At 63.3% G+C, this 25,421-nt stretch carries 15 protein-coding genes; 11 read left to right on the top strand and 4 right to left on the bottom strand.

The features are described 5' to 3' along the window. Nucleotides 1–129 precede the first annotated feature (129 nt). From ACOJCM_RS15990 to ACOJCM_RS15975, 4 genes are all read left to right on the top strand, one after another. Entirely contained in the window at nucleotides 130–684 is a 555-nt protein-coding gene (locus ACOJCM_RS15990) for a DUF421 domain-containing protein (RefSeq protein ID WP_445213064.1), read from the top strand. Nucleotides 685–771: 87 nt separating this feature from the next. Further along, nucleotides 772–1,983 carry an alpha/beta hydrolase family protein gene (locus ACOJCM_RS15985; RefSeq protein WP_445213063.1) on the top strand — a complete coding sequence of 404 codons (1,212 nt, stop codon included), beginning with the start codon at nucleotides 772–774 and terminating at the stop codon, nucleotides 1,981–1,983. Nucleotides 1,984–2,012: 29 nt separating this feature from the next. After that, complete coding sequence (gene mepA / locus ACOJCM_RS15980) at nucleotides 2,013–2,846, top strand: penicillin-insensitive murein endopeptidase (protein WP_445213062.1); 834 nt, start codon at nucleotides 2,013–2,015, stop codon at nucleotides 2,844–2,846. 70 nt (nucleotides 2,847–2,916) lie between these two features. Then, nucleotides 2,917–5,298, top strand: coding sequence for a DNA polymerase II (locus ACOJCM_RS15975; RefSeq protein WP_445213061.1), 2,382 nt, complete (start codon nucleotides 2,917–2,919; stop codon nucleotides 5,296–5,298). Here ACOJCM_RS15975 and ACOJCM_RS15970 read toward each other — a convergent pair. Beyond that, a complete protein-coding gene (locus ACOJCM_RS15970) occupies nucleotides 5,280–6,437 on the bottom strand; it encodes an LBF_2804 family protein (protein ID WP_445213060.1) in 1,158 nt (385 codons plus the stop codon). The two genes, ACOJCM_RS15975 and ACOJCM_RS15970, sit on opposite strands and share 19 nt — an antisense overlap. A 281-nt stretch (nucleotides 6,438–6,718) precedes the next feature. Between ACOJCM_RS15970 and ACOJCM_RS15965 the strand changes: the two genes are divergently transcribed. Next, nucleotides 6,719–7,774, top strand: coding sequence for an efflux RND transporter periplasmic adaptor subunit (locus tag ACOJCM_RS15965; RefSeq protein ID WP_445213059.1), 1,056 nt, complete (start codon nucleotides 6,719–6,721; stop codon nucleotides 7,772–7,774). 15 nt (nucleotides 7,775–7,789) lie between these two features. Continuing rightward, entirely contained in the window at nucleotides 7,790–10,834 is a 3,045-nt protein-coding gene (locus ACOJCM_RS15960; RefSeq protein ID WP_445213058.1) for an efflux RND transporter permease subunit, read from the top strand. A gap of 29 nt (nucleotides 10,835–10,863) precedes the next feature. Here ACOJCM_RS15960 and ACOJCM_RS15955 read toward each other — a convergent pair whose 3' ends face one another. The 3 genes from ACOJCM_RS15955 to ACOJCM_RS15945 all read right to left on the bottom strand — a co-directional run bounded on the left by ACOJCM_RS15955 (nucleotide 10,864) and on the right by ACOJCM_RS15945 (nucleotide 16,090). Then, the gene (locus ACOJCM_RS15955; RefSeq protein ID WP_445213057.1) at nucleotides 10,864–14,043 is read right to left on the bottom strand and encodes a transglycosylase domain-containing protein; all 3,180 of its coding nucleotides are present in this window, start codon (nucleotides 14,041–14,043) and stop codon (nucleotides 10,864–10,866) included. 142 nt (nucleotides 14,044–14,185) lie between these two features. Then, the gene (gene thiI, locus ACOJCM_RS15950; RefSeq protein ID WP_445213056.1) at nucleotides 14,186–15,673 is read right to left on the bottom strand and encodes a tRNA uracil 4-sulfurtransferase ThiI; all 1,488 of its coding nucleotides are present in this window, start codon (nucleotides 15,671–15,673) and stop codon (nucleotides 14,186–14,188) included. Nucleotides 15,674–15,805: 132 nt separating this feature from the next. After that, a complete protein-coding gene (locus ACOJCM_RS15945; protein ID WP_445213055.1) occupies nucleotides 15,806–16,090 on the bottom strand; it encodes a hypothetical protein in 285 nt (94 codons plus the stop codon). A 424-nt stretch (nucleotides 16,091–16,514) separates the two neighbouring features. Here ACOJCM_RS15945 and ACOJCM_RS15940 point away from each other — a divergent pair, with 424 nt between their 5' ends. The 5 genes from ACOJCM_RS15940 to ACOJCM_RS15920 all read left to right on the top strand — a co-directional run. Then, on the top strand, nucleotides 16,515–18,749 hold the full coding sequence (locus ACOJCM_RS15940; protein ID WP_445213054.1) for a TolC family outer membrane protein: 2,235 nt from the start codon (nucleotides 16,515–16,517) through the stop codon (nucleotides 18,747–18,749). A gap of 111 nt (nucleotides 18,750–18,860) precedes the next feature. Continuing rightward, nucleotides 18,861–21,032, top strand: coding sequence for a type I secretion system permease/ATPase (locus tag ACOJCM_RS15935; RefSeq protein ID WP_445213053.1), 2,172 nt, complete (start codon nucleotides 18,861–18,863; stop codon nucleotides 21,030–21,032). Next, nucleotides 21,032–22,474 (top strand): HlyD family type I secretion periplasmic adaptor subunit, encoded by a 1,443-nt coding sequence (locus tag ACOJCM_RS15930; protein WP_445213052.1) that lies wholly within the window; start codon nucleotides 21,032–21,034, stop codon nucleotides 22,472–22,474. The genes ACOJCM_RS15935 and ACOJCM_RS15930 overlap by 1 nt, the downstream gene beginning before the upstream one ends. Then, the gene (locus ACOJCM_RS15925; RefSeq protein WP_445213051.1) at nucleotides 22,471–23,085 is read left to right on the top strand and encodes a LuxR C-terminal-related transcriptional regulator; all 615 of its coding nucleotides are present in this window, start codon (nucleotides 22,471–22,473) and stop codon (nucleotides 23,083–23,085) included. The genes ACOJCM_RS15930 and ACOJCM_RS15925 overlap by 4 nt, the downstream gene beginning before the upstream one ends. Before the next feature lie 199 nt (nucleotides 23,086–23,284). Then, nucleotides 23,285–25,421: retention module-containing protein (locus tag ACOJCM_RS15920; protein WP_445213050.1), on the top strand; the 2,137-nt coding region annotated here is incomplete at its 3' end.

Raw genomic sequence — 25,421 nt, 5'->3', positions numbered from 1 at the left:
GAAAAACAGACTTCCGATTGTATCCCTGTTGGCGTGCGTCTGCATCCGATGGCGTGGAATCGAGCCTGGCATCAAGAGGCCCGCAGTACGCTAGGCTATGGCGAGACACGACGCGAAATGGAGGCAGACTTGGATCCGGTTTTTTTCGACGAATGGCAGGCCCTGTTGCGAACGGCGGTGTTGGGTGTGCTCGGCTATGTGGCGCTAGTGTTCCTGCTGCGCATCTCCGGAAGACGCACGCTGTCGAAGATGAACGCCTTCGACCTGATCGTGACCGTGGCGCTGGGTTCGGTGCTGGCGACCGTCATCCTCAGCAAGGACGTAACCCTGGCGCAGGGCGCGCTGGCTTTCGCCCTGCTGATCGGTATGCAGTACCTGGTGACCTGGTCCAGTGTCCGCACGCGCTGGATACGCCAGTTGGTAACCGGTGAGCCGGCGCTTCTGTTCTACCGGGGAGACTATTTACCCGCGGCGATGCGCCAGGCACGCGTGACCCAGGACGAAGTTCGCGCGGCGATACGTGCCGCCGGCAAGGGAGACGTGACGCGAGTCGACGCCGTCATACTCGAGACCGACGGCTCTTTCAGTGTAGTGGGGAACGAGGAGGCACAGGGCGAATCGAGCCTCGACGGCGTCACGATACCCGGAGCGGGAATGCGCCGGGATCTCCCTCGCGATCAGTGACCGGCGAGAAGGCTGACTGGCAGCCTGGTGCACTGAAGCTAGACTTCAAGGCACAAGACAAGGAACCTGCCCGTCAGGAGACACGCCATGGAACGCACAGGCCATTTCGCTCGGCCCAGCGCCGAATCCCACATTCCCTTTTCCGCACGGACCAGCGGGCGGCTCCGCATCGGTGCCCGTATCGGCGGGCTGACGCTGCTGCTTGCGGTATCCGCCGTTACCCTGCAGGCCGGTGTCGGCGAAGCGCAGGCACGGGAACCCGAGCCGGGACGCCTGCTAGGGCACGAAGCGTCCAGCGAGCCCGAGGAGTCCGGCCTCGAACACCCTAGTGAGCATCTTGTGGTAACCGATTTCCCCGGTTCGCTGATCGATGCCGAACTCTCGACATGGGAGGAGTACATCCCCGACATCGAGGCGATCGAAATCTCTGCCAGCGCCGATGACTACGACCAGCCGGCCCTGTTCTACGCACCCGAGGGCGAGGAAGCGCAGCCGTTGCTACTCGTGCTGCATAGCTGGAGTACCGATTACCTGCAGAACATCGATATCCCCCTGGGGCAGTTTGCCGTCGCCAACGACTGGGTCTTCATGCATCCCGACTTCCGCGGCGCCAACGACGGACGCCCCGAATCGACGGCTTCCGATCTCGCCATCTCAGACATGGAGGATGCGCTGGAGTATGCGCGGGAGAATGCCAATGTCGATGAGTCGCGCATCTACCTGCTGGGTTACTCCGGCGGTGCGATGAACGCGCTGCACCTGGCCAGCCGCCACCCCGAGGTTTTCGCCGGCGTTGCTGCATGGGTGCCGGTCTACGATCTGGTGAGCTGGTACGAATGGAACGATGAGCAGGGCGAAAAGTATGCCGAGGAGATCGCCGATGCCTGTGGCGGTGTCCCGGAGGAGGGCAGCGATGCCTACGAGGAGTGTCGTCGGCGTAGCCCCATGACGCATGTTCCCGAAGTCGCGGGCGACATGCGGGTGCTGATTGCCCACGGCATCGAGGACGAAACCGTGCCGGTCGAGCAGGCACTGCAGGCCTACAATGATCTGGTCGAGGAAGAGGCTCGTCTCTCGGACGAGCAGATCGAAGCGATCATGCAGAACGGGGAGGTGCCCGACGAGCTGCGCGAGCGCTCGCTGCATACGGATCGTGACTACGCTCGTTTCGATGAGGCCGAGGCGCCGGTGCTGCTGCACCTGCAGTCGGGTCCGGCGGAACTCGTGCTGTTCGACGGCGAGCACGACATGCTCTATCGTCCCGGCCTGGAATGGCTTGCCCTCCAGGAGCGTGACTGAGGACAACCCACCCAGCATGGAAGATCTAGATGTACGGAAATGCTCTGTTTCGGCGCCCACGCAAGGTGGGCGTCCTGTTGTTGGCCATGGTTTCTCTCTACACGGGCGGCACGACGAGCGCCACAGCGGCCGAGGAATGGGCCGAACTGCGTGAACCCACCTCGGGCCCGCCGCGTATCATCGGGCCTTACGATGGCGGCTGCATCGCCGGTGCCGTGCCGCTGCCCAAGGAGGGGGACGGCTACCAGGCGGTAGACCTCGAGCGTAACCGACATTACGGCCATCCTTCACTGGTCGACTATATCGAGCGCCTGGGACGTCGCGTCCACGAGGCAGGCTTCGGCCCGATTCTGGTGGGAGACATGGCGCAGCCACGCGGTGGGCCCATGCCATATGGCCATGTCAGCCACCAGACCGGGCTTGACGTCGACCTCTGGTTTCGCCTCGACCTGCCTATGCTCGAGCGAAACGAGAGGGAGGGGCTCGAACAGCCGATCCTGGTCGATCCGCGTACCAACCGTCTCGATGGACGCTGGACGGCGCAACATGCCGAACTCATTCGCTTGGCTGCCGAGGACCCGCGGGTGTCGCGTATCTTCGTCGATTCCGCCGTCAAGCGTGACCTCTGCGAGCGGCAGTGGGACGATCGCTCCTGGTTGCGCGTGGTTCGCCCCTGGCACTCTCATGACGAGCACCTGCACGTTCGGCTACGCTGCCCGCCGGGCCAGACGGCGTGCATCGACCAGCCGCCACCTCCCCCGGGCGAGGGTTGCCAGGCGCTTGCGCCGACGCCACGTCCCGAGACCTACCCGCAGCCAAGCCGCTCGCTGCCGCCGGCTTGCCGAGCCATTCTCGAGCGATAGCCGCCCGCCGACGACAAGTCTCGTCCCCACTGGGTAGAATGGCGGCACGACAGTGGGGCGGGAGGCGGCGGTGGAGCGGCTGGGGTTCGTACTGACACGACACTGGCGGGACACCCCCGCAGGCAGCGAGGTGAGTTTCTGGCTGGCGACCGATGCCGGGCCATGTTGCGTGTGCCTGCCCCCGCAGCCTTCGGTAGCCTTCCTGCCCGCTGAGCAGCGGCCTCAGGCCGAACGTGTCCTTGAGGCCGAGCGGGGCGTGGAGTGTCGTCCCCTGGCGCTTGAGGACTTCGACCATCGGCCGGTTATCGGCCTTTACTGCGGCCAGTATCGTCAGCTGCAGCAGTTGGAGCGGCGCCTGGTAGAGGCCGGTGTCGAAGTCTTCGAAGCCGATGTGCGCCCTCCGGAGCGCTACCTGATGGAGCGCTTCATTACCGCCGCGGTGAGATTCACGGGGCGGGAAACCGCCGCAGGCCACTTCGTCGATGGCCAGCTCAAGCCGGTGAACGGCTATCGGCCAAGGCTCAAACTCGCCTCGCTCGACATCGAGACCAGCGAGCGCGGCGAGCTGTATTCCATCGGCCTGGAATGCGGCGAACAGCGCCAGGTCTACATGCTGGGGCCGGCCAACGGGCAGGGCGGCGAGGCCGAGCGCCAGCGGGATTTCGCGCTTGAATACTGCGCCACTCATGAGGTCATGCTGGAGCGGCTCAATGCGTGGTTCGCCCGCCATGATCCCGATGCGATCATCGGCTGGAATCTGGTGCAGTTCGACCTCCGCTTGCTGCTGCGCCACGCCGAACGGCTGGGCGTGCCCCTGGCGCTGGGGCGCGGCGGCGAGACGCTAGGCTGGCGTGCCCATGGCAGCAATGCCAACCACTACTTCGCCTCCGCTGCCGGCCGTCTGATCGTCGACGGCATTGAGGCGCTGCGCCAGGCCACCTGGCGTTTCGCCTCGTTCAGCCTGGAGAACGTCGCCCAGGAGCTGCTCGGCGAGGGCAAGGCGATCGACAACCCCTACCAGCGCATGGACGAAATCAACCGTATGTTCGCCGAGGACAAGCCGGCACTGGCCCGCTACAACCTCAAGGACTGCGAACTGGTCACACGAATCTTCGAAAAAACCGATCTCATCGACTTTCTGCTCGAACGGGCCAGCGTCACCGGGCTGCCGGCCGATCGCAGCGGCGGTTCGGTAGCGGCTTTCTCGCATCTCTATTTGCCACGCATGCATCGCCTCGGTTTCGTCGCGCCCAATCTTCCCCGGGAAAGAGACGTACGTCAGGGCGAGGACAGCCCTGGCGGGTTCGTCATGGACTCCCGGCCGGGGCTCTACGATTCGGTATTGGTGCTGGACTACAAGAGTCTCTACCCCTCCATCATTCGCACCTTCCTGATCGACCCGGTAGGGCTGATGGCGGGCCTGGAGGAGCCGGAGCCTCAGACCGTGCCTGGATTTCGCGGCGCTCGCTTCTCGCGCACTCGGCATGCCCTTCCGGACATGGTGGCAGGGGTGTGGCAGGGGCGTGAAGCCGCCAAGCGCGAAGGCAACGCGCCCCTTTCCCAGGCGCTGAAGATCATCATGAATTCCTTCTACGGCGTACTTGGCTCGCGCGGCTGTCGTTTTTTCGACCCGCGCCTGGCGTCTTCGATCACCCTGCGCGGCCACGACATCATGCGCCGCACCCGGGAGCTGATCGAGGCAGAGGGCTACACGGTGATCTATGGCGACACCGATTCCACCTTCGTCTGGCTGGGTAGCGCCCACGAGGAGGATGCCGCCCGGTCCATCGGCCAGCGACTGGCAGAGCGCGTCAATGGCTGGTGGGCGCAGCACCTCGAGGAGGAGCTTGACCTCGAGAGCGCACTGGAACTGCAGTTCGAGACCCACTTCCGGCGCTTTCTGATGCCCACCATCCGGGGTGCGGAGGAGGGCAGCAAAAAGCGCTACGCCGGGCTGGTGCGCCATGCCGACGGCAGCGAGCGCGTCGTGTTCAAGGGCCTGGAGACGGTGCGGGCCGACTGGACGCCGTTGGCCAAGATATTCCAGCAGGAGCTGTACCGGCGCATCTTCGTGGGCGAAGCCTACCGCGACTACGTGCGCGACTATATCAGCCGCACCCTGGCCGGTGAATTCGACGAGCGCCTGGTCTACCGGCGGCGACTGCGTCGACGACTCGACGACTATCGTCGTAACGTGCCACCCCACGTACGCGCTGCTCGCATGGCTGACGAGCTCAATGATCGGCTGGGCCGGCCGCGGCAGTATCAGCATGGCGGCTGGATTCGCTACGTGATCACCGTGTCGGGGCCGGAGCCGCTCGAGCTGCGGCGCTCCGCCATCGACTATCAGCATTATCTCTCCCGGCAGCTCCAGCCGGTGGCCGATGCCATTTTGCCTTTCGTCGGTGACGACTTTGCCCGCCTGATCGATCGTCAGCTCGGGCTGTTCTGATTCGCTGGGTGCAGTGCGGTCTCCACGATCGGCTTCCCCTCCATGAAGCGACGTCGCCAGGTTCGGGCCTTCTGGTCCGGGTAGGCCAGGTTGCAGGCATCATAGAGTTCTTCAAGAAAGCGTTTACGTTTGCCTTTGCATCTTCCGGCCATCACCGTGGCAGCGGCCAGCAGCTCGAGAACCCGGTACTTCTCGTGTCGTTCCAGTCGGTTGAGCACGAAGCGCTGCTGGGGCCAATCCACGTCGATGGACTGCTCGCTTGTGTCGAAGACATCGAGCAGGCATGAAAGCAGGTAGACATGGTTGGGATGGGCATCCTGGTTGGCCATGATCAGGGCGCCAAGCGCATGCAGCACGACGCGCTGCGCGCGCTCGCTCAGCGGGGAATGTCTCAACGGCTCGACCATCGCCTCGATGGCAAAGGGACCCAGCGCCTGCTCCCTGGCCTTGCCCATGATCCGCCAGGTAATGATCGCATTCCACAAGGCATAGAGCGGGCCGGTCACCAGGGGAAGCAGGCCGCGCAGGGCGACGCGGCCCAGCACGCGGCGCAGCAAGATGCGCAGCATGAAACTGCTGACGCCTACCTTCATGCGATACATGACCGCCATGGCGGTGAGTTTCCAGCGGCTCATCCGAGCGTAGGGGTCGATGCCGTAGATCCTGTGGCGCGGGCTGGGGAATTCAAGTGCAACGCGACTCAATCCCAGCAGGGTCAGCCTGGCATGAGCGCTGCCGTGCAATGGCGCCCGGGCTCGTTCGCTGATGGTCGCCACGCCACGCAGCGCATTCCAATAGAGGAATGCGATTTCCACTGCGCTGACCACGCCGGCAACAGCAAAGAAACCGGTCCAATAGGGCAACTGCTCTTTCAGGGTCATGCCCTGCATACCATCAAGCATCCCCTGGCGCATGTACCATTCCATACCCCCGATGGCGCCACCCGACACTATGCCCGCCAGCGTGGCCATTGCCACACTGCGGTGAAAGGCTTGCTTGATACCTTCAATATCCCCCGGGTGGCACGCTTGACGTGGCATGTCGCTACGTCGATTGCGATATTTCAGGTAACGCCCCGCCCATTGCTCGATGGTGCTGGGCTGAGGTGAGTATTCCCGGTCCGGTCTTGTTTCGGCCATGAAACGTCTACCACATTCCTTGTGTTTGTCAGTTCCAGCTTAGCCGGAGTGACCCTTAGGTTCGAACGGCAAGATAAACGCGCCAACCTGCCCGCTCCAGCCAGATTCCCTTCTCTGCTCACCCAGACCCTCGAGTCGATCCAAATCAAACGTGTGCTTGAATTTCCGGCATAAGCCTGTGTAGCTTACCTACATCGCTGTATGGTCTAAGGTGAGTCGTTCGGGCAGTGGGGCTTTGCCACAGCCTTGCTGCGCATGTGGTTTTCACAGGGAGGTCGGCGATGACGCGGGCTGCATGGCTGTTGGCGTTTCTTGGCATGGCGCTGGTCGGCTGCGACCAACGTCAGACGGGCGAGGTGGAGCCGACAGCGCGGGTGGTGAAGCTCATGGAAGTGGGCGAACAGACCCTGGTACCAAGTCGGCGTTTCGTCGGCCGGGTAGAGGCCGTACGAACGGTCGACCTGTCGTTTCGCGTGGGCGGGCAACTGGTTGAGATGCCGTCACGCCAGGGGCAAGTCATTCCCGAAGGCGAGACGCTGGCGCGGCTCGACCCCACCGATTATGAACTGGCCGAAAGGCGGGCCGAGGCGGAGTATCAGCTGGCCAGCCGCGAGATGGAACGCACTCGGCACCTGCTTGACAACAATTCGGTTTCCCAATCTGCCTTCGACGAGGTGCGGACCCGCTATGAACTTGCCGAAGTGCAACGTGACAGCGCACGTCAGGATCTCTCCTACACCACCATCGAAGCGCCGTTCGATGCGCTGGTAACACGCCGGCTGGTCGAGAATCACAGCAACGTGCAACCCAACACGCCCATCGTGCGGGTACAGGATGTGACCGAACTGCGCGTGAAGATCAACGTTCCCGAGACCCTGGTGCGTCATGTCACCGACCCCGAGCGTTTTCGGATCGAAGCCGAACTGCTGTCCGTACCCGGCGAAAGTTTCTTGCTCGAGTATCGCGAGCATGTCACCGAGCCAGATGATGTGGCCCAGACCTACGAGGTGGATCTCGCCATCGTCGATCCGGCTTCCGTTGGCGCGATGCCCGGCATGACGGTATCCGTTGAGGTCTCGCTGGTCGAGGCCGTCGAACACGGGGCATTGAGTATCCCCGTGGCCGCGCTGGACAAGGACAACGAAGGCCATTTCCAAGTTTGGGTCTACGCCCCGGACGAGCAGCGCGTCGAGTCGCGGCGAATTCTCGTCGGCGAGATCGGCGGCGAGTCGGTGCCGGTCCTGACCGGCCTGCGCCAGGGAGAGCAGATCGTCGCCGCGGGTGCTCACCTGATGCACGAGAACGCCCGCGTACGGCCCATGGATGCGTCCCTCTAGGTCCAGGAGCAGGTTATGGATATCGCCAAGTCGTCCATCGAGCGACCGGTCTTCACCTGGCTCGTGATCGTCATCTGCCTGCTGGGGGGCCTCTGGGGTTTCAACAACCTGGGCAAGCTCGAAGATCCTTCGTTTACCATCCCGAATGCCATCATCAATACACCGTACCCGGGGGCAACCGCCGAGGAAGTCGAGGAAGAGGTAACCGAGCGCCTGGAAATGGCCATCCAGGAGCTCCAGCAGATCGACATCATCGAGTCGCTCTCGATGCCAGGACACTCCGAGATCGAGGTCGAGGTGGCTTCCAGCTATCGCAGCCATGAGCTGCCGCAAATCTGGGACGAATTGCGACGCAAGATCAACGACACGCAGGGTGCGCTACCGGAAGGGGCTTCGTCTTCGCAAGTGAATGACGATTTCGGCGAGGTCTACGGTATTTTCTTTGGGGTGACTGCGCCGGGTTACGCGGAAGACGAGATCGACGACATTTCGCGCTTTCTCCAGCGCGAAATACTCACGGTACCCAACGTGGCTCGGGTCGCTACGGCGGGCGAGCGCGAGGAGGCGATCTATATCGAGATCCCCAACGAGCGGCTCACCACCCTGGGCATACCCGTCGACCATGTCATCAACACCGTCCAGACCGAGAACCAGGTCACCGATGCCGGCTCAATGCGCATTGGGAACGATCACGTGCGTATCGTGGTGCGTGCCGGCGTCGACAGCGTGGCCAATATCGAGGCGATCCGCATCGGTCGTCCCGGCACCACCGAGCAGATCTCGCTGGTGGATATCGCCACCGTGACCCGCAAGCCGGTGGAGGTGCCGGATCACTTGATACGCCACAATGGCGAGGCGGCATTCACGCTGGCCGTGGCCGGCGTGGCCGAGGCCAACATCGTCGAGGTGGGGGAGGCCGTGGAGCGTCACCTCGAATCGCTGGAGGGGCGCATACCGCTGGGGGTAGAGCTGCATCCCATCTACGAACAGCATCGCGTGGTCGACGAGGCGATCAACGATTTTCTGGTCAACCTGGCCATGTCGGTGGCCATCGTCATCGGCGTGCTGTGCTTGTTCATGGGCTGGCGCGTCGGCATGGTGGTCGGTGCAACGTTGCTGCTGACGGTACTCGGCACGCTGTTCTTCATGTGGATATTCGATATCGAGATGGAGCGTGTCTCGCTCGGCGCCTTGATCATCGCCATGGGGATGCTGGTGGACAACGCCATCGTGGTGGCCGAGGGCATGTTGATCAACATGCAGCGTGGCAGGCCGGTGAAGGAGGCCGCCAGCGATGCCGCCGGGCGCACGCAGATTCCGCTGCTCGGCGCCACGGTGATCGGTATCCTGGCGTTCTCCGGCATTGGGCTTTCCGACGACGTCACCGGCGAGTTCCTGTTCTCATTGTTCGCGGTCATCGCGATCTCGCTGCTGCTGAGCTGGGTGCTGGCCATCACCGTCACGCCATTGTTCGGCTACTACCTGTTCCGCGGCGCCCAGATCGGCAGCGACAAGGACCCCCACGGCGGTCTCATCTACCGCTTGTATGCCCGCTTCCTGGCGCAGGCGCTTCGCCTTCGCGTGCTGACCGTCGCCTTGTTAGTGGGAATTACGGCAGCTTGTGCCTGGGGCTTTACCTTTGTCTCGCAATCGTTCTTTCCCGATTCGAATACACCGATATTCTACGTCAACTATGAGCTGCCCCAGGGCAGCGACATTCGCGCTACCCGGCGCGATGCCGAGCGGATCGAAGCCTACCTGCAGGACAAGGCGGGTGTCGAGTCGGTGTCGACCTTCATCGGGCGTGGAGCGACGCGATTCATGCTGACCTATGCTCCCGAGCAGCCAGATCCCGCCTATGCCCAGTTCATCGTGCGGGCGGAGAGCCTGGAGCGCATCGACGCCCTTGATCCGGAAGTCTACTCGGCGCTGCAGGCGGCTTTTCCCGACGCGCGGGTGCGCACCCAGCGTATCCAGTTCGGGCCCGGCGGCGGGGCGCAGGTCGAGGCGCGCTTTCATGGCAACGCCCCGGCGACGCTGCGCCACCTGGCCGAAGAGGCGAAGCAGATCATGCGTGGCAGTCCCGCGTTGATCGATATCCGCCAGAACTGGCGTGAACAGGAAACCGTCGTGGCGCCGCGGTTCAACGAGGAGCGGGCGCGAATTGCCGGTGTCAGTCGCGACGAGCTGGCGCAGACCCTGCAGTTCGCTTCTTCAGGTGTGCGTGCGGGGACCTACCGCGAAGGCGATAGCCTGATCCCCATCGTTGCCCGACCACCGGCGGATGAACGGCATGACGTCTCGCGTCTGGCGGATCGCATGGTATGGAGCAATGCCGAGCAGCGCTTCATTCCCATCGCGCAGATCGTGGATGGGTTCGAGACCCAGAGCGAGGAGGCCATGATCCATCGTCGCAATCGTGTGCGTACCCTGACGGTACAGGCCGATCCGGCCCAGGGCTATACGGCAGCAGCCGCCCACGCCACGATACGCGAGGACATCGAAGCGATGGAGCTTCCGCCCGGGTACTCCCTCTCGTGGGGCGGTGAATACGAGAACTCCAGCGATGCCCAGGAGTCGCTGGCGCAACAACTGCCGCTGAGCTTCGTGGCGATGCTGGTGGTATCGATCCTGCTGTTCGGCAAGTTGCGCCAGCCCCTGATCATCTGGCTGGTGGTGCCGATGTCGATCTGCGGTGTGGTCGTGGGGCTATTGCTTACCGGGTTGCCCTTTTCGTTCACGGCGCTGCTGGGCATGCTCAGCCTGTCGGGCATGCTGATGAAGAATGCCATCGTGTTGGTGGACGAGATCGACGGGCAGATCCATACGGGCAAGGAGCGTCTGGATGCGCTGGTGGATGCCAGCATCAGCCGACTGCGACCGGTCACACTGGCCGCCGGCACCACCATCCTCGGGATGTTGCCGTTGCTGTTCGATGCCTTCTTCAACAGCATGGCGGTCACCATCATGGGCGGCCTGGCCTTTGCCTCGCTGCTCACCCTGATCGCGGTACCGGTGTTCTACTCGCTATTTTTCGGCATCCCCTATCGCAAGCGTTAGCCGGGGATACCGCAAGCGCCTGCACTCGGCTAGCGTACAGCGAGATCCGGCGGGGCGTCCTCGGCGTCGGACGGATCAACCTCGCTGTCATCGGCGAAATGATATTCGCCTCGGGGCTCGTCTCGGGTGGCCGGCAAGCAGCTGCCGGCACCCGGGTCGAGATGGGGGCTCAGGATCGACTCCATGCCCTTGAGCACCTGGACCGGCAGGGCAGAGGTGAAGCGGAAGTCATCCGAAGCGCTGCCAGCCACGTAGGCGGTCAAGGTCCCGAAGTGGTTGTCGCCGAGATAGAAGACGAAGGTGGCGGTGCGATTGCGGGCGCGCGATTCAATCACCTGTCCGCTACGGCTCACCGTCTCGATGCGGTTGTTGCCGGTGCCGGTCTTGCCGCCCAGGACCAACGGCGTGCCATCACCCTGAGAAAAGCTACCGTGCAATCGTCGTGCGGTGCCGCCCTCGACCACTTGCGATAGCGCATTACGCAGCGTTGTGGCCACCTCCGGCGCCATGACCTGCTGGCCTTGACCAACGGCGGGCAGGAAGCGCGTCTCGTAGGGGGTACCGTCAGCCAAGTGCAGCTCGTCGATGCGCAGGGTGGGCAGCTTGACGCCATCGTTGAGGATGATCCCCATCAGTTCGGCCAATGCGGCCGGGCGGTCTCCCGACGAGCCCACGGCTGTCGCCAGCGAGGGCACCAGGTGGCCGAACGGGTAACCCAGGCGTTGCCAGCGCTGGTGGATATCGGCGAAGGCCTCGATCTCCAGCATCGTACGGATTCGCACGTCTCGGGCGTTGCGATGCCGCGTTCGGAACAGCCAGCCATAGACCTCCTGGCGCTCGTCGGCGCTGGCCGCCGTGGCCTCGGCGACACTGGCATTCGGGTAGTCGAACAGGTACCCCACCAGCCATAGCTCAAGCGGATGGACGCCGGCGACGTAGCCCTGGTCGGTAAGGGAGAAGTTGCCCGGTGCATAGCGTTCATGGAGCGAGGCGAGTTCACGATCGCTCGGCCGGCTACCGTTGGGCAGCCATGTGTCCAGGAAGGTGCTGAATTCGTCGAGGCTGGCCTCGGGGAAGAGGTAGCGATGCACCGCGGCCAGCCTGGGCGCCGTGGCTTTCATACTTCCGAGGAACGTGGCGAGACGTGTCTCGCTGTCATGTTGGCGATACTTGCCCCAGAAGCGCTGCAGGAAAGTGCTGCCTTCGCGATCGGCGAACTGGCGCAGGTAATCCTCCCGCCTGGGATCCCTGTCGTCGTCCAGCATCGGCGAGCGATGCGTCTCATGATGGATGCTGTAGCGCACCAGGTCGCGCATCAGGCGAATGAAGGGGAGGTTGAGCGATTCACGCATGGCTTCGGTCAGCGTCGGGTTGCGGCCGTTGTCCTCGCGGCGGAAATTACCGAAGGTGTGGCGGCCGCCACCGGTAAAGAAGGCTTCCGTCGGGCTTGCCGAGTAGCGCCGCTCCATGGCCATGGAAAGCAGCTCGCCAAGCGCGAGGTCCGGTGCCTCGATGAGGCGATCCAGCACCCAGCGGCTGAGCGCATCCTGGCGATCGGTCTCGACCGCTTGCAGCACCTCGATGCTCTTGCCGGCGTGGCGTGCATGCAGTTCGGCAACCATTTCCAGGTAGGTGGCCAGGACACGGAGCTTGGCGGTGGAACCGAGCTCGAGCTTGCTGCTCCCATTGATGTCGAAGGGTTGGTCCGTGTTGTCGGTTTGCACTCGAACCCTGAATCCGTCTTCGTCGCGCTCGAACAGGGTGAAACTGTAGCTCACGTCCTGTGTCCGCTCCGCCGAAAGCATGCGCTCCCCCAGCAGCCCGATCTCGGCGGCGAACTCGGGATCCGCCAGGCGATGCAAGTAGCGGGTCACGTCCCGCTGTAGCTCGGCATGCAGCGTGGTGCGTGAGCGCAGGTCGAGGCGGTCCAGATCGTAGAATGACAAGCCCAGCAAGCCGCCCAGGCGCTGACGCGCCATCTGGATACCCTTGTCCGGCTCGATGTTAAGCCCATAGGGTTGCGTGGCCATGTCACGGAACACGAGCCGCTGTTCGAGTGCGGCCTGAGCAAGTTCTGCCGGTACCACACCTTCCTGACGCAGCAAACGCAGGTGGCTGTCGGTCAGTTCCTCCAGCGCCTGCCTGCCGCCCGCCAGGTACCAGGAGGGACGACGTTGGGCAATCATCAGTGCGACGACCTGGCGCAATGCGAGCCCCCTCTCTGCACGCTCGCCAAGCTCATCAGTGCCATTCGCCAGGCGCCGATTGAGACTATCGAAATCGGCGCCGAACCAGACCCACAGCCCATCGCCGAGACCATGCACCTCGCCGTAACCGGACGCGGCCGAGAGAGGGACCGTATTGAGATAGTCGAGCGCGACTTCCTGACGGGCGGTCAGCGTCTGCGGCCCGTGACGGTAACTCCGCACGCTGGCCGACACCATCTGGCGCAACTTCTCCGTCGGCGAGTAGGTCAGGCCACGAGGAGAATGACGATACTTTTCCAATTGGGTGGCCAGCGTGCTGCCACCGGCCGATTGTGCAGACAAGTCGAGAGCGCGGCCGACCTGCGATAGCGCAGCGCGGGTGAAGCGAGGCCAATCGACTGCAGGGTTGGCGTAGGGGGTGCTTTCATCCAGCAATTGGCGATTCTCGATGAACAGCAGCACCTTCAGCACGACCGGGGGGATAGTGTCGAAGCTGGCGTATTGGCGCAGGGGGTGGCGGAACTGATAGAACGGCTCGCCGCGGCACTCCTCGACGATGAGCCCGGCTTGCGTCTTTTCCGGATAGGGCGGGAAAAAGCCACGGCGCGTGTAGTCGAGCAGGGCCGGGGAGAACCGTGCCTGCTCGCTGATCTCATAGCCGCGGGCCAGCAGGCGTGATTCGAATTCCGGCAGCAATGTATAGCCGAGACGCTGGTCGAAGGGGCCATGGGACGGATAGTGAATGCGATCGCTGCGCCCCGGCTCCACCGCATAGCTCAGGGTCGTGGCATAGCGGGATAGTTCCTGGGCCTGGAAATGAGACGTCTTGGCCTCGGCCACGAGCAGCGTGGCGAGGGAGACCCCGAACAACAGCAGCAGGATACCGAGCCCGAGATAAAGGTAGCGATGCGAAGGCTCCTTACGGGCGGGCGGTGCGAGCTTCGGCTCCTGTATGAGAGGCGAGCGTTGTTCGACCGAATTACCATTTTCCAGCCACACCACGTCAGTCGAATTCCGGCGTGACGAAGAACCGCCCGTACCCATACGTCACTCCACCCGACCGCGACCTTATTGCCTTCGTTTTAGCGCAGTCCAGCGAGGCGATAAAGGGATTACTAAAAAAGATTTTGTAACCATCACCAGTTCATGAGGCACGATAGACGCCGAAGTGCCTCAGCCCGCGATCGTGCAGGTGCATGGCCTGCATGCGGCTCATCACGCCTTGGTCGCAATAGAGCAGGTAGCGGCGGTCGTCGGGCAGTGTCTCGGCACGCGTCTGCAGCTCGAAGAAGGGAATTTCCAGACACTCCACATTATGGAGCACGAGAGGTGCGGCCTCACGCTCTGCGGGTGGGCGGATATCGATCACGCTGACGGAGGCATCGTTGGCCGCCGCCTGGAGGTCGGTTACCACCTCGACAGGGGAGGTTCCTACCTGGGATATAGCCTCGTCCTGCTCGAGGAGACGGTCTGAGCGTGTCGAAACGGCCCGCTCCACGGCGTCGTCGAGCACGCTGAAGTCGAAGTTCGTCTCGGCGGCAACCACCTTGTCGTGGCGTGCCTGGGTATTGGGCCGCTGGGAAACGGCGCCGCACACTTCGGGCATGCCCTCGGCGTAAGAGGCCGTGCCTATCTGGCGAGCCGTATCGATGATCGTCTGCTTGTCTTCGGCAATGAGCGGACGAAGAATCGGCACGTCACTGGCTTCGTCCATCAATACCAGGTTGGTCAGGCTCTGGCTCGAGACCTGGGCGATGGCATCGCCGGTCACCAGCATGGGGATGCGTGAGCGAGTCGCGATGCGGCTGGCGGCACGCACCATCATGCGTTTGAGGACCACGCCAATGAGCCCGTCGGGAATGCTGCGCTGCAGTTCCGCCACCACACCTTCGAAGGGAACCGAGATGAACTTGACCCGATGGGAGCGCGAATAGGTGTTCCAAAGGTGATGAACCACCTCGCGTACGGCAGCCTCGTGGCCGGCGCCACCGAGCTCGAAGAAGAGGAAGTGTGTCTTGAGGCCTCGACGCATCATCTTCCAGGCCGCCACAGGAGAGTCATAGCCACCCGATACCAGGGCCAGAGCCTGCCCCTGGAGTCCCATCGGGTAGCCCCCGAGCCCGGGCCAGCGCTTGCGCACCAGACGCAGCCGATCCTCGACCACATCCACTCTGACATCCACCTCCGGTGCCTTGAGCTGGACCCTGGCACCGGGAGCGGCATCGAGAAGTTCACGGCCAAGGTGGCGCTCGAGCTGCTCCGAGCTGAAATCGTGAACCCCCCTGCGCTTTACCGTGATGCGAAAGCTGCGCCCGGCGATGACATCACGCCAGACCGGCAAGAGTCGTTCGGTGGTATCGGCAAAGGAAACAAAGGGGACCTCCTCGACGCACTGCACCTCATGCACGCCGGGGATATGACGCAACGTCTTCTCGAGTCGCCGAGCCCATTCACTGTCGGCATCCTCCAGCGGATGAACCTTGATGGCATCCCAGCCCCCCTGAACGCGTAGCGAATCCCCGAGGGGACGCAGCACGTTACGAATGTTGCCGACCAGACAACGCGTCATCTGGCGACGCACGGTACGAGACTTGATGGTGATCTCAGGAAAGAGTTTGAGCAGGTAATACATGGCAAGCCACTTGTAATGAACATAAAAACAATTGCTTGCCATTATACCAGAGGGGGCCGGGCCGGTGTGCGTCTCGGTCAGCCGCGAGCTGCGCGAGTCACCGCCACGGGCGCGTACCGCCCGGGCCGGAACTCAATAAAGCGCTTGTTCCTCGCTGATGACTTCCTTCAGCAATTCCAGGAACAACTTGTCCGCTTCCGAGTGTTCGCTCGGATCCTCGGGGATATGCACGCTCGTGGTGTCGGAGATTTCGTTGGCGATGCGGGCCGCGGCATCCTCGGGGTTGTCTTCGCTGTAGTGTCGGCGAGCGATGGTCAAGGATTGCTCGAGGATCTGGGGGTCCTGGAGCAATTTCTTGATGAAGCCACGCAGTTCGTTGATGACGCGCGCTTTCTGTATCTCGGATGAAGCAGACATGTCGTCTCTCCTTGTGCTGGTAGCCCATGTCGGTCAGGGCTGACGATAGCATGTTTGGTGTAGGCCGGAAGAGCATCGTGACCAGCTCAGGATGAGCAGCGGGAGTTCCCACAGAGAGGTTCAGCTTCGTCAGTCTCGATATAGTTCACGCCCATGCGAAAGGTTGAATAACGGTACTAGAAACTATTGGACTTTCTACCCGTCTCGTTTACGCTAGCTTACAAAAATGCCACAAGAAGCCCGCCACTAGTATCAAAATTGTTACATATAGATGACGAGCGGGCCTAAGTCAGTTTCGAAAGGGAATCGGGAATGGATGCACCATCCGGCCTCCTCCGGATGCGCCCCGCCATAACAAGAACATGACCACAACACGACGGAGCGCCTGTGCAGACGGGGCATCCGAATCATGAAGGGAACACCCATGACAAATGCTACTGACTTTTCTCGTACCCACCGGCTGGCCAAGGCCGTCATGGTGGGGTCTTCGCTTGCGCTTCTTCCCCTTGCCGCTGCGGTGGCTCAGACCTTGCCGCCCGGTCTGGCGGCGCCGGGCGCTACCGATATCCAGCAGGTGGTTCGCCAGGCCCTGGTCACCAATCCCGAGGTCAAGGCTGCCTGGAACGGCTTGAGCGCGGCAGGCCACGATGTCGGCGTGGCCCGTGGCAACTATCTCCCCACCATCGACGTGTCGGCCGGTGTCGGCCTCGAAGACCGGGAGGGTGACGGTCGCGGCAGCTATGATACCGACTTCGCCGAACTGCGCCTGTCGCAAATGATCTATGACGGTTTTGCCACCCGCAACGAGGTCGAGCGCCTCGATCGCGCCAAACTGGTGAGCTATTACGAGCTGCTCGGAGCCAGCGAGAACGTTGCGCTGGAAGCTACGCAGGCCTACCTCGACGTCAAGCGCTACCGTGAACTGGTGCAGCTGGCCCAGAACAACTATGCCGACCATCTGCGCGTCTACAACCAGATCGAGGATCGGGTTCGTTCCGGCGCCGGCCGTGGGGTCGACCTCGAGCAGATCAGCGGTCGCCTGGCCCTGGCCGAGTCCAACCTGATGACCGAGGCGTCCAACCTGCACGACGTCACCGTGCGCTACCAACGCATCGTTGGCGAACTGCCGGCCGAGGAATTGGCGCCGGCTCCGCAGCTGGACGACCTTCTGCCGCCCTCAGTGGCTGAGGCCGTCGACCTGGCGTTCCAGGGCAACCCCGATTTCCACGCTGCCATCGAGAACATCGAGGCGGTAAGGGCCGAGAAGGAGGGGACTCGCGCAGGGTTCCAGCCGCGGCTCGACCTGCGTGGCCGCACCGGCACCAACAACAACGAAAGCGGCTACGACGGCTTCGGGCGCCGCGATCGCCACAGTATCGAGCTGGTCGCCAGCATGAACCTGTATCGCGGCGGCAGCGACCTGGCCTCGTTTCGTGCCGCCAGCGACCGTGTCGAACAGGCGATCGATCAGCGTGACCTGGCCTGTACCAACGTGCGCCAGACCACACAGATCGCCTATAACGACACTCATCGTCTACGCGAGCAGATTCGCTATCTCAACGAGCACCGCCAGTCAATCGATCGCGTACGCGGCGCCTACCAGCAGCAGTTCGATATCGGCCAGCGTACTTTGCTCGACGTGCTCGACAGCGAGAACGAATACTTCGAGGCAAGCCGCGCCTATGCCAATGCCCAGTACGACATCGCTCTCGCCGATGCGCGCACTCTCGCCGCCATGGGGCAGTTGATGCAGGCTTTGGGCGTGATGCGCGACGATATGCCGACCCTGGCTGAACTGGGCAGCGATGGCCTGGCCCTCGACCCTGAGGCGCTATGCCCGATCGAAGGACCGGGCGGCTATACCCTGGCAGACTTCACCGGTGGCATCAGTGCCCCGGCCCCGACCCGTGCGCCCGACGTTACGCTCTCCGCCGATGCGCTGTTTGCCATCAACAGTGCTGAACTGGGACCGAATTCGCGCCAGGAACTCGCCGAACTGGCGGACCAGATTCGCGGCCGCAACGATCTTTCCAGGGTCTTCATTGCGGGTCATGCCGACAGTACCGGCAGCGATGTCATCAACGATCCGCTTTCACAGCGGCGAGCCGATAGCGTGGCGGAGTATCTCGTCAGCCAGGGAGTCGATGGCAGCCTGATCCAGACCCGCGGCTACGGTTCCCGTGAGCCGGTTGCAGGTAACGATACGGTTGAGGGTCGTCGCCAGAATCGTCGCGTCGAGGTCACGCTCGAGCGGGTAGGCGAAAACCTTGACCTGAGCGCCATTCAGCAATGGCCGGGTGCCACGAGCAAGCCAGACGATGTGACGACCGAGACGAGCGTGGTCGAGGCGTGGGCCGACGCGCAGCCGATCGCCAGCATCTATGGCGAGCTGCAAGCCGCTGCGCAGCAAGAGCAGCAGGAAGCGCGCGTGGTGGAGCAGGGGGCCTACCTGCAAGTAGTAGCGCTCAGCGACTCCGGAAAGGCTCAGAGCGTCGGCAGCCAGCTCAGCGATACCTTTGCCCAACCCATGCGTCTGGTCAGCACGTCCCAGCTGCATCGGGTGCAGCTCGGCCCCATCGGCGATCCGGATGAACTGACGGCGCTGCGCGACGAGCTCAGGCGTCTTGGTTACGCCGACAGCTACGTCGTGCAGGGCTGAACCTCTTGGGATCGAGGCCGTTCGTTCCGGGTTCGCCCGTGAGCCGATGGCGAATGTTATCCAGCTACACCCGTCCGGCGCTGCCGGACGGGCCTCATCCCCGAGGTTCCCGTGACGCAGCATGAAGTACTGGACGCCTCTCAGCAGGCGCCTCGCTCGGCAGTTCGTGACGAACTGCTCGAGTGTCTGCAGACCATAGCCCTGGCTCACGATCATCCGGTAACGGCCGATTCGTTGACCGCGGGGCTGCCATTGGAAGAGGGACGCCTTACCCCGGGGGTTTTTCCGCGTGCAGCGGCCCGGGCCAGCATGACGGCACGTATCGTCAAGAGCCGTATCGTGCAGCTCAACTCGGCGCTTTTCCCCGCCGTGCTATTGCTGGAGCCGGGGCGTGCCTGTGTACTCGTGGCGCTCGATCTCAAGGCCCGCCGTGCCAGGGTGATCTTCCCTGAACTTGGCGACGCCGTGACCGAGGTCGACCTGGATGGGCTGACCGAGAGCTACAGCGGCCAGGCCATTTATGTACGCCCGCGTTTTCGCTTCGATGCGCGCGGCCCTGAAGTCGGCAAACAGCGTTCCCGTCACTGGTTCTGGGGCGTCATTCGCGAGAATCGCCGGCTGTACCGTGACGTTATCGCCGGCTCGGTGGTCATCAACCTGTTTGCGGTTGCCATGCCGCTGTTCGTGCTCAACGTCTATGACCGCGTGGTGCCCAACCACGCCACCGAAACGCTATGGGTGCTGGCGGCCGGCATCTTCATCGTACTCTGTTTCGATCTGGCGCTGCGTCTGATGCGCAGTGCTTTCGTCGACCTGGCGGCGAGCCGGGCCGACGTCAAGCTGTCGTCGCGGATCATGTCCCAAGTGCTAGGGCTGCGCATGGAAGCCAAGCCTGCCTCGACCGGGTCGTTTGCCTCGACGCTGCAATCCTTCGAGTCGGTACGCGCCTTCATCGGCTCGGCCACGGTGGTAGCGCTAGTGGATCTTCCCTTCGTGCTGCTGTTCGCCGGCGTCATCGCGCTGATCGACGCTCCGCTGGTGCTGCCGGTACTTGCCGGCATCGTTTTCGTGCTGCTCTATGCCTTGGCGGCACAAGGCAAGCTTCACGAGCTATCCGAAACCACGTGGCGCGTCGGCGCCCAGCGCAATGCCACGCTGGTCGAGTCGCTGTCGAGCCTGGAAACAGTCAAGACCCTGCGCGCCGAGAGCCGCATCCAGGCAAGCTGGGAAAAGGCCACGGCCTTCCTCTCCCGCACGTCGGCGCAGCTGCGCCTGGTCAGCACCTCGGTTTCCAACGTTGCCATGTGGGCCCAGCATACCGTAGCGGTCGGCGTGATTCTGATCGGTGTCTATTTGATCATCGACGGCAATCTGACCCAGGGCGGACTGATCGCCGCCTACATGCTGTCTTCACGCGCCATGGCGCCGGTCAGCCAGGCAGCGGCGTTGCTGGCTCAGTATCATCAATCCTCGACGGCACTCCAATCACTCGACGGCGTGATGCAGCGCCCGGTGGAGCGGCCGGAAGGCCAATCGTTCATCTCCCGCCCGGTCATTCGTGGCGAGATCCGCTTCGACAAGGCCACGCTGCGCTACCCCGACGAAGAGCGCGATGCACTGCGCGACATCTCGCTCAAGATCGAGCCGGGCGAGCGGGTCGCCCTGCTCGGCCGGGTCGGCTGTGGCAAGACCACCCTCAACAAGCTGCTGTTGGGACTATACACGCCCACGGCGGGAGCGGTGATGATCGACGGCGTCGACCTGCGCCAGTTCGACCCGGTCCAGTTGCGGCGCCATCTCGGCTACGTGCCCCAGGACGTCAGCCTGTTCTTCGGCTCGCTGCGTGACAATATCATCGCCGGTGGCGGCAGCGATGGCGTCGACGACGAGGCGCTGCTGCGCGCGATCAAGCTCAGCGGATTGGAAGGCCTGGTCAACACCCACCCGCACGGCGTCGAACTCCAGGTCGGCGAACGCGGCCAGATGCTCTCGGGGGGCCAGCGCCAGGCCGTGGCGATAGCCCGCGCGCTGGTCCATGACCCGCAGATCCTGCTGCTCGACGAACCCTCCAGCGCCATGGACCACGCTAGCGAAGAAGCCTTCAAGGCCAATCTCAAGGAATATGCCCAGGGCAAGACGATGATCGTGGTGACACACCGTACCTCGCTGCTGTCGCTGGTCGACCGCATCATCGTGATCGACGCGGGCAAGATCGTTGCCGATGGTCCGCGCGACAAGGTGGTCGAGGCCCTTCGCAAGGGTCAGATCGGGAGGGCCAGCTGATGACGGTCTCCAGTCCCAGGGCGAAGGGCAAGAGCGCCGAACAGCAGGGCTTCGAAGCGATCGGGCGTTTTTCCGACGTGGGCGGCAAACCGTTCCGTCCCTTCATCGATCGGTTGTTCTCCAAGCGTGTGACTTCCGCGCACCTCAATCGCGACTGGGCCAGCGACGCCGACTGGGCCCGCATGCAGCAGGACCCGATCCGGGCGCGGCTGTTCCTGTACGTCGTGCTGCTTGCCTTTGGCGCGCTGATCGCCTGGGCCTACTTCGCGTCGATCGACGAGGTGACGCGTGGCACCGGCCGGGTGATTCCTTCAAGTCAGCTGCAAAAGGTCCAGTCCTTCGACGGTGGCGTGGTGCAGCAGATTCTGGTGCGGGAAGGAGAGCTGGTGGAGGCGGGGCAGGTACTGATGCGTATCGACCCTACCCGCTTCATTGCCAATTTTCGCGAGAACCGCGCGCAGGCGCTGGCGCTTCGCGCACGGGCGGAGCGGCTTCGCGCCCTGGTTACCGACACGCCCTTCAACCCTGACGACACGCTACGCAGCGAGGCGCCCGAGATTGTTGCCCAGGAGCGTGAAGTCTACGAGAGCCGGCGGGAAGAATTGCGCGAGCAGGAGAGCATTCTTCGCGACCGCATCCGCCAGCGCGAAGAAGAGCTCAACGAAGCCAAGGCTCGGCGCGACACCGCCCAGCGTGAAGCCAACATGGCTAGCCAGGAGCTGAACCTGACACGGCCGCTGCTGCAGTCGGGAGCCGTCTCGGAGGTGGATATCCTGCGTCTCGAGCGGGAAGTCTCACGTGCCACTGGCGAGCGCAACCAGGCATCGGCCGCTGTCGCTCGTCTCGAGGCAGCCGTGGAAGAATCGCGCACCCAGATGCGCGAGCTTGGTGCCGAGCGCCGCAGCGAATGGCGCAATGACCTGGCCCAGACGCTGGGCGATCTCAGCGCCCTCGACGAATCCAGCGCCGGTCTCCAGGACCGGGTACGCCTGGCGGAGGTGCGCTCCCCGGTGGATGGCGTGGTGCAGCGTCTGAGCATCAATACCCTAGGCGGCGTGGTGCAGCCCGGGCAGGAGGTGGTGGACATCATTCCCAGCGATGACCAATTGCTGGTGGAGGCGCGTATCGCGCCGCAGGATATCGCCTTCCTGCGCCCGGGACAGCCCGCCACGATCAAGCTGACCGCCTACGATTTCGCCATCTATGGCGGCCTTGCGGCCGAGCTCGACCATATCAGTGCCGATACCATCACCGATGACAACGACAACACCTTCTACCTGGTGCGCGTCCGAACACTTGCGGGCGAAGACCTGGGCAGCGAAATCCAGGTCATTCCCGGCATGACGGCACAGGTCGACATCATGACCGGTAAACGCACCGTGATGCAGTATCTGCTCAAACCCGTCCTGCGGGCATGGAGCGATTCCATGGGAGAACGATGATGGCCATCCTGTTCGTCAGTCAGAAGCGTGCAGAGATACCGCGGTTGCGTAGCGCCTTTCCCGAAATTCGGCGCATCACGCCCGAGCAGTCCCGCCTCATGGCGTGCAGCGGCGACCGCGTCTGGCTAATGACGGATCATCCCCAGTGGCCGGCGCTTTCAGCTACCTTGGCAGCCCAGGGCGTCGTCATCGTGGTGCTATCGTTGGCGCCGAGTGAAGCGGAAGCCCTCATGGCACTGCAGGCCGGTGCGCGGGGTTACGTACATGCGCTTTCGCCTCCCGAGATGCTGGGGCAGGTGGCCCTGGTGACCGGCAACCAGGGCATTTGGGTGCCTGCCGAGCTGCTCGGCAAGGTGCTCGGGGTGGCCTTTACGACCCTGGGAGGGCGAGAGGGCCTGCCCCCCGAGAGCCTGGCGACACTGACGGAGCGCGAACGCGCCGTTGCCCTGGCTGTTGCGGAGGGCCACAGCAACAAGGAAGTGGCCCGTCAGCTCGCTATTACCGAACGCACGGTCAAGGCGCATCTCGGCGCGGTATTTCGCAAGCTCGGCGTACGGGATCGTATGCAGTTGGTGCTCCGGCTGGCGAAACAATATGTCAACCTCGCCTGAGTAACGAGTGGCTTTTTTAACAAACGGCTTGCCAGCAAATGGCAAGCCGTTCTCAGTTAGACGGTAGCTCGTTCGTACCCTGTCCATCGGTACAATACTTTTCGTATCCCCAGGTAACTTATTGTGATGCCATGAACCGTAATGGCGCAGCGGCGCGTGCGGCATCAACACAAGAATTACCATCCCCGGGAGACAGGACATGGCCATCGCCACCGTTATCGCAATCACTGGTCGGGCTTGGGCGCGCGACGAAGAAGGCAACGTACGCGAGCTGCGCGTGGGAGATACGCTTCAGGAGGGCGAGGTGCTGGTTACCTCCGACAACGGAAGCGCTCAGCTCGACTTTGGAGACGGGCTGGCAGCAGCGGTTATCGAAGGTGGCGAGCAGGTGGTCATGATGCCTGAGCTCGATGCCAATGAACCTGCCGACCCGTCCGAGTTCGCCGCGCTCGATGAGGACCTCGAGGCGCTGCTCTCCGCCCTCGACGATGAAGACACCGACCTGCTCGACGTGCTCGATGCGACAGCGGCCGGCGCCGGCCCTGGTGGCGCGGCAGATGGTGGGCATACCTTCGTGCGCCTGGCGCGGATTGCCGAAGAGACGGATCCGCTGGCGTTCGAGTATGGCATGACTGATTCGAGTGGTTTGCCTGAGGCAGATGGAGCTGCTTTTCTGCTCGTTCAAGAAGCAAGTCCAGAGCCGGTCAGAGGCGAAGTGCTATTTGAAATTCAGCTCCTTGAAGATGGGCAGTCTCCGAACCCCGGTCAAGTTGAGGGTGAAGGAGGACGCTTCTATGAAGGCAACTCGTTCCTTGTCGTTGCTACAGTCAGTTCACCCCCGGTCGGTGGTCCATTAACTATTATCCTTTCTAATGGGCAGGTGATTATTATCCCCGAGGGGGAAACTTCAGGTTCGGTCGTACTGGAGACTCGCCCGGATGACCCGCATGTCCAGGGGCTGGAGCAGATTTCACTTACCGTAATTGGCACAGAGGGTGGCGGCTACGATGAGCTGACAGTAGGCGATATTTCCCCGGTTACTGTCGTTGACGACAGCGACGCGACCACCATCACCCTGAGCGCGCCATCGCAAGTCACCGAAGGCGGCCAGATCAGCGTCACCGCCACGGTGAACAACGCCCCGCAGGGCAGTCCGCTGGTAATCGAACTCTCCAATGGCGAGCAGATCACCATCGCCGTGGGCGAGACCAGCGGCAGCGTGAGCTTCGACAGCCGCGCCGATGATGCCTACGCACAAGGCACCGGTACGCTCGAGCTGAGCATCACCGACACTGACGGTGGCAACTACGAAGCCCTGGATACCAGCAGCACAGCCACGGTCGATGTGGTCGACGACAGCGACACCGTCACTGCCACGCTGAGCAGCGACGTAACCAGTGTCGCCGAAGGCGGCCAGGTCACCTACACCGTGACCCTGACCGGTCCGGACGGCGCCGACCTCACTGGCCACGACGGTCTCGAGTTCCGTCTGGCCGACGGCTCCATCGTTACCATCGCCGCCGGTGAAATCAGCGGCAGCACCACCGTGACCGCGGCCGACGACGCCTTCGCCGGTGGACAGGCCGCCCTGGTCAACAGCATCGACGCCGTGCTCAGCGACAGCGGCAGCGAATTCGAGAACCTGGCCACTGCCGGCGAGACCACGGTGACCGTGACTGACGAGCCAGGTACCCCGGGGAATCCGGGCACGCCCAACGGCGGCGACCCGATCACCGTCAGCATCGCGGCGACCTCGGAGCAGTTCACCGAAGCCCAGCAGCAGACCTTCAAGGTCAGCCTGAGCGAAGCAGTGGACCGCGACGTGACCATCACTCTGGACGGCGGCAACACCGTCACCATCGAGGCGGGCGAGACGGAAGCCACCTACACCCGTGTGCCGCAAGGCGACGACGTGTTGAAGGACGGCGAGACCGTCACGGTCGCGCTGGAAGGCGCCACGGCCGCTGACGGCACCGCGTTCGAGAACCTCACGCTGGGCGAGGCAGCACAAGCCCAGATCGTCGACACCATCGACACCGTCACCGCCACGCTGAGCGCGAACACCGACAGCGTCGCCGAAGGTGGCACGGTCACCTACACCGTGACCCTGACCGGTCCGGACGGCGCCGACCTCACTGGCCACGACGGTCTCGAGTTCCGTCTGGCCGACGGCTCCATCGTTACCATCGCCGCCGGTGAAATCAGCGGCAGCACCACCGTGACCGCGGCCGACGACGCCTTCGCCGGTGGACAGGCCGCCCTGGTCAACAGCATCGACGCCGTGCTCAGCGACAGCGGCAGCGAATTCGAGAACCTGGCCACTGCCGGCGAGACCA

Source organism: Billgrantia hypersalina (assembly GCF_052584175.1).
The sequence above is the reverse complement of the archived record's forward strand: the minus strand, read 5'-3'. Positions and strand labels throughout refer to the sequence as shown.

What these genes read in the sequence shown, in the direction of transcription:
- ACOJCM_RS15985 (WP_445213063.1), top strand. Translation starts at nt 772, where the DNA reads ATGGAACGCACAGGCCATTTCGCTCGGCCCAGCGCCGAATCCCACATT.
- mepA (WP_445213062.1), top strand. Translation starts at nt 2,013, where the DNA reads ATGTACGGAAATGCTCTGTTTCGGCGCCCACGCAAGGTGGGCGTCCTG.
- ACOJCM_RS15970 (WP_445213060.1), bottom strand. Translation starts at nt 6,437, where the DNA reads ATGGCCGAAACAAGACCGGACCGGGAATACTCACCTCAGCCCAGCACC.
- ACOJCM_RS15965 (WP_445213059.1), top strand. Translation starts at nt 6,719, where the DNA reads ATGACGCGGGCTGCATGGCTGTTGGCGTTTCTTGGCATGGCGCTGGTC.
- ACOJCM_RS15960 (WP_445213058.1), top strand. Translation starts at nt 7,790, where the DNA reads ATGGATATCGCCAAGTCGTCCATCGAGCGACCGGTCTTCACCTGGCTC.
- thiI (WP_445213056.1), bottom strand. Translation starts at nt 15,673, where the DNA reads ATGTATTACCTGCTCAAACTCTTTCCTGAGATCACCATCAAGTCTCGT.
- ACOJCM_RS15945 (WP_445213055.1), bottom strand. Translation starts at nt 16,090, where the DNA reads ATGTCTGCTTCATCCGAGATACAGAAAGCGCGCGTCATCAACGAACTG.
- ACOJCM_RS15940 (WP_445213054.1), top strand. Translation starts at nt 16,515, where the DNA reads ATGACAAATGCTACTGACTTTTCTCGTACCCACCGGCTGGCCAAGGCC.
- ACOJCM_RS15930 (WP_445213052.1), top strand. Translation starts at nt 21,032, where the DNA reads ATGACGGTCTCCAGTCCCAGGGCGAAGGGCAAGAGCGCCGAACAGCAG.
- ACOJCM_RS15925 (WP_445213051.1), top strand. Translation starts at nt 22,471, where the DNA reads ATGATGGCCATCCTGTTCGTCAGTCAGAAGCGTGCAGAGATACCGCGG.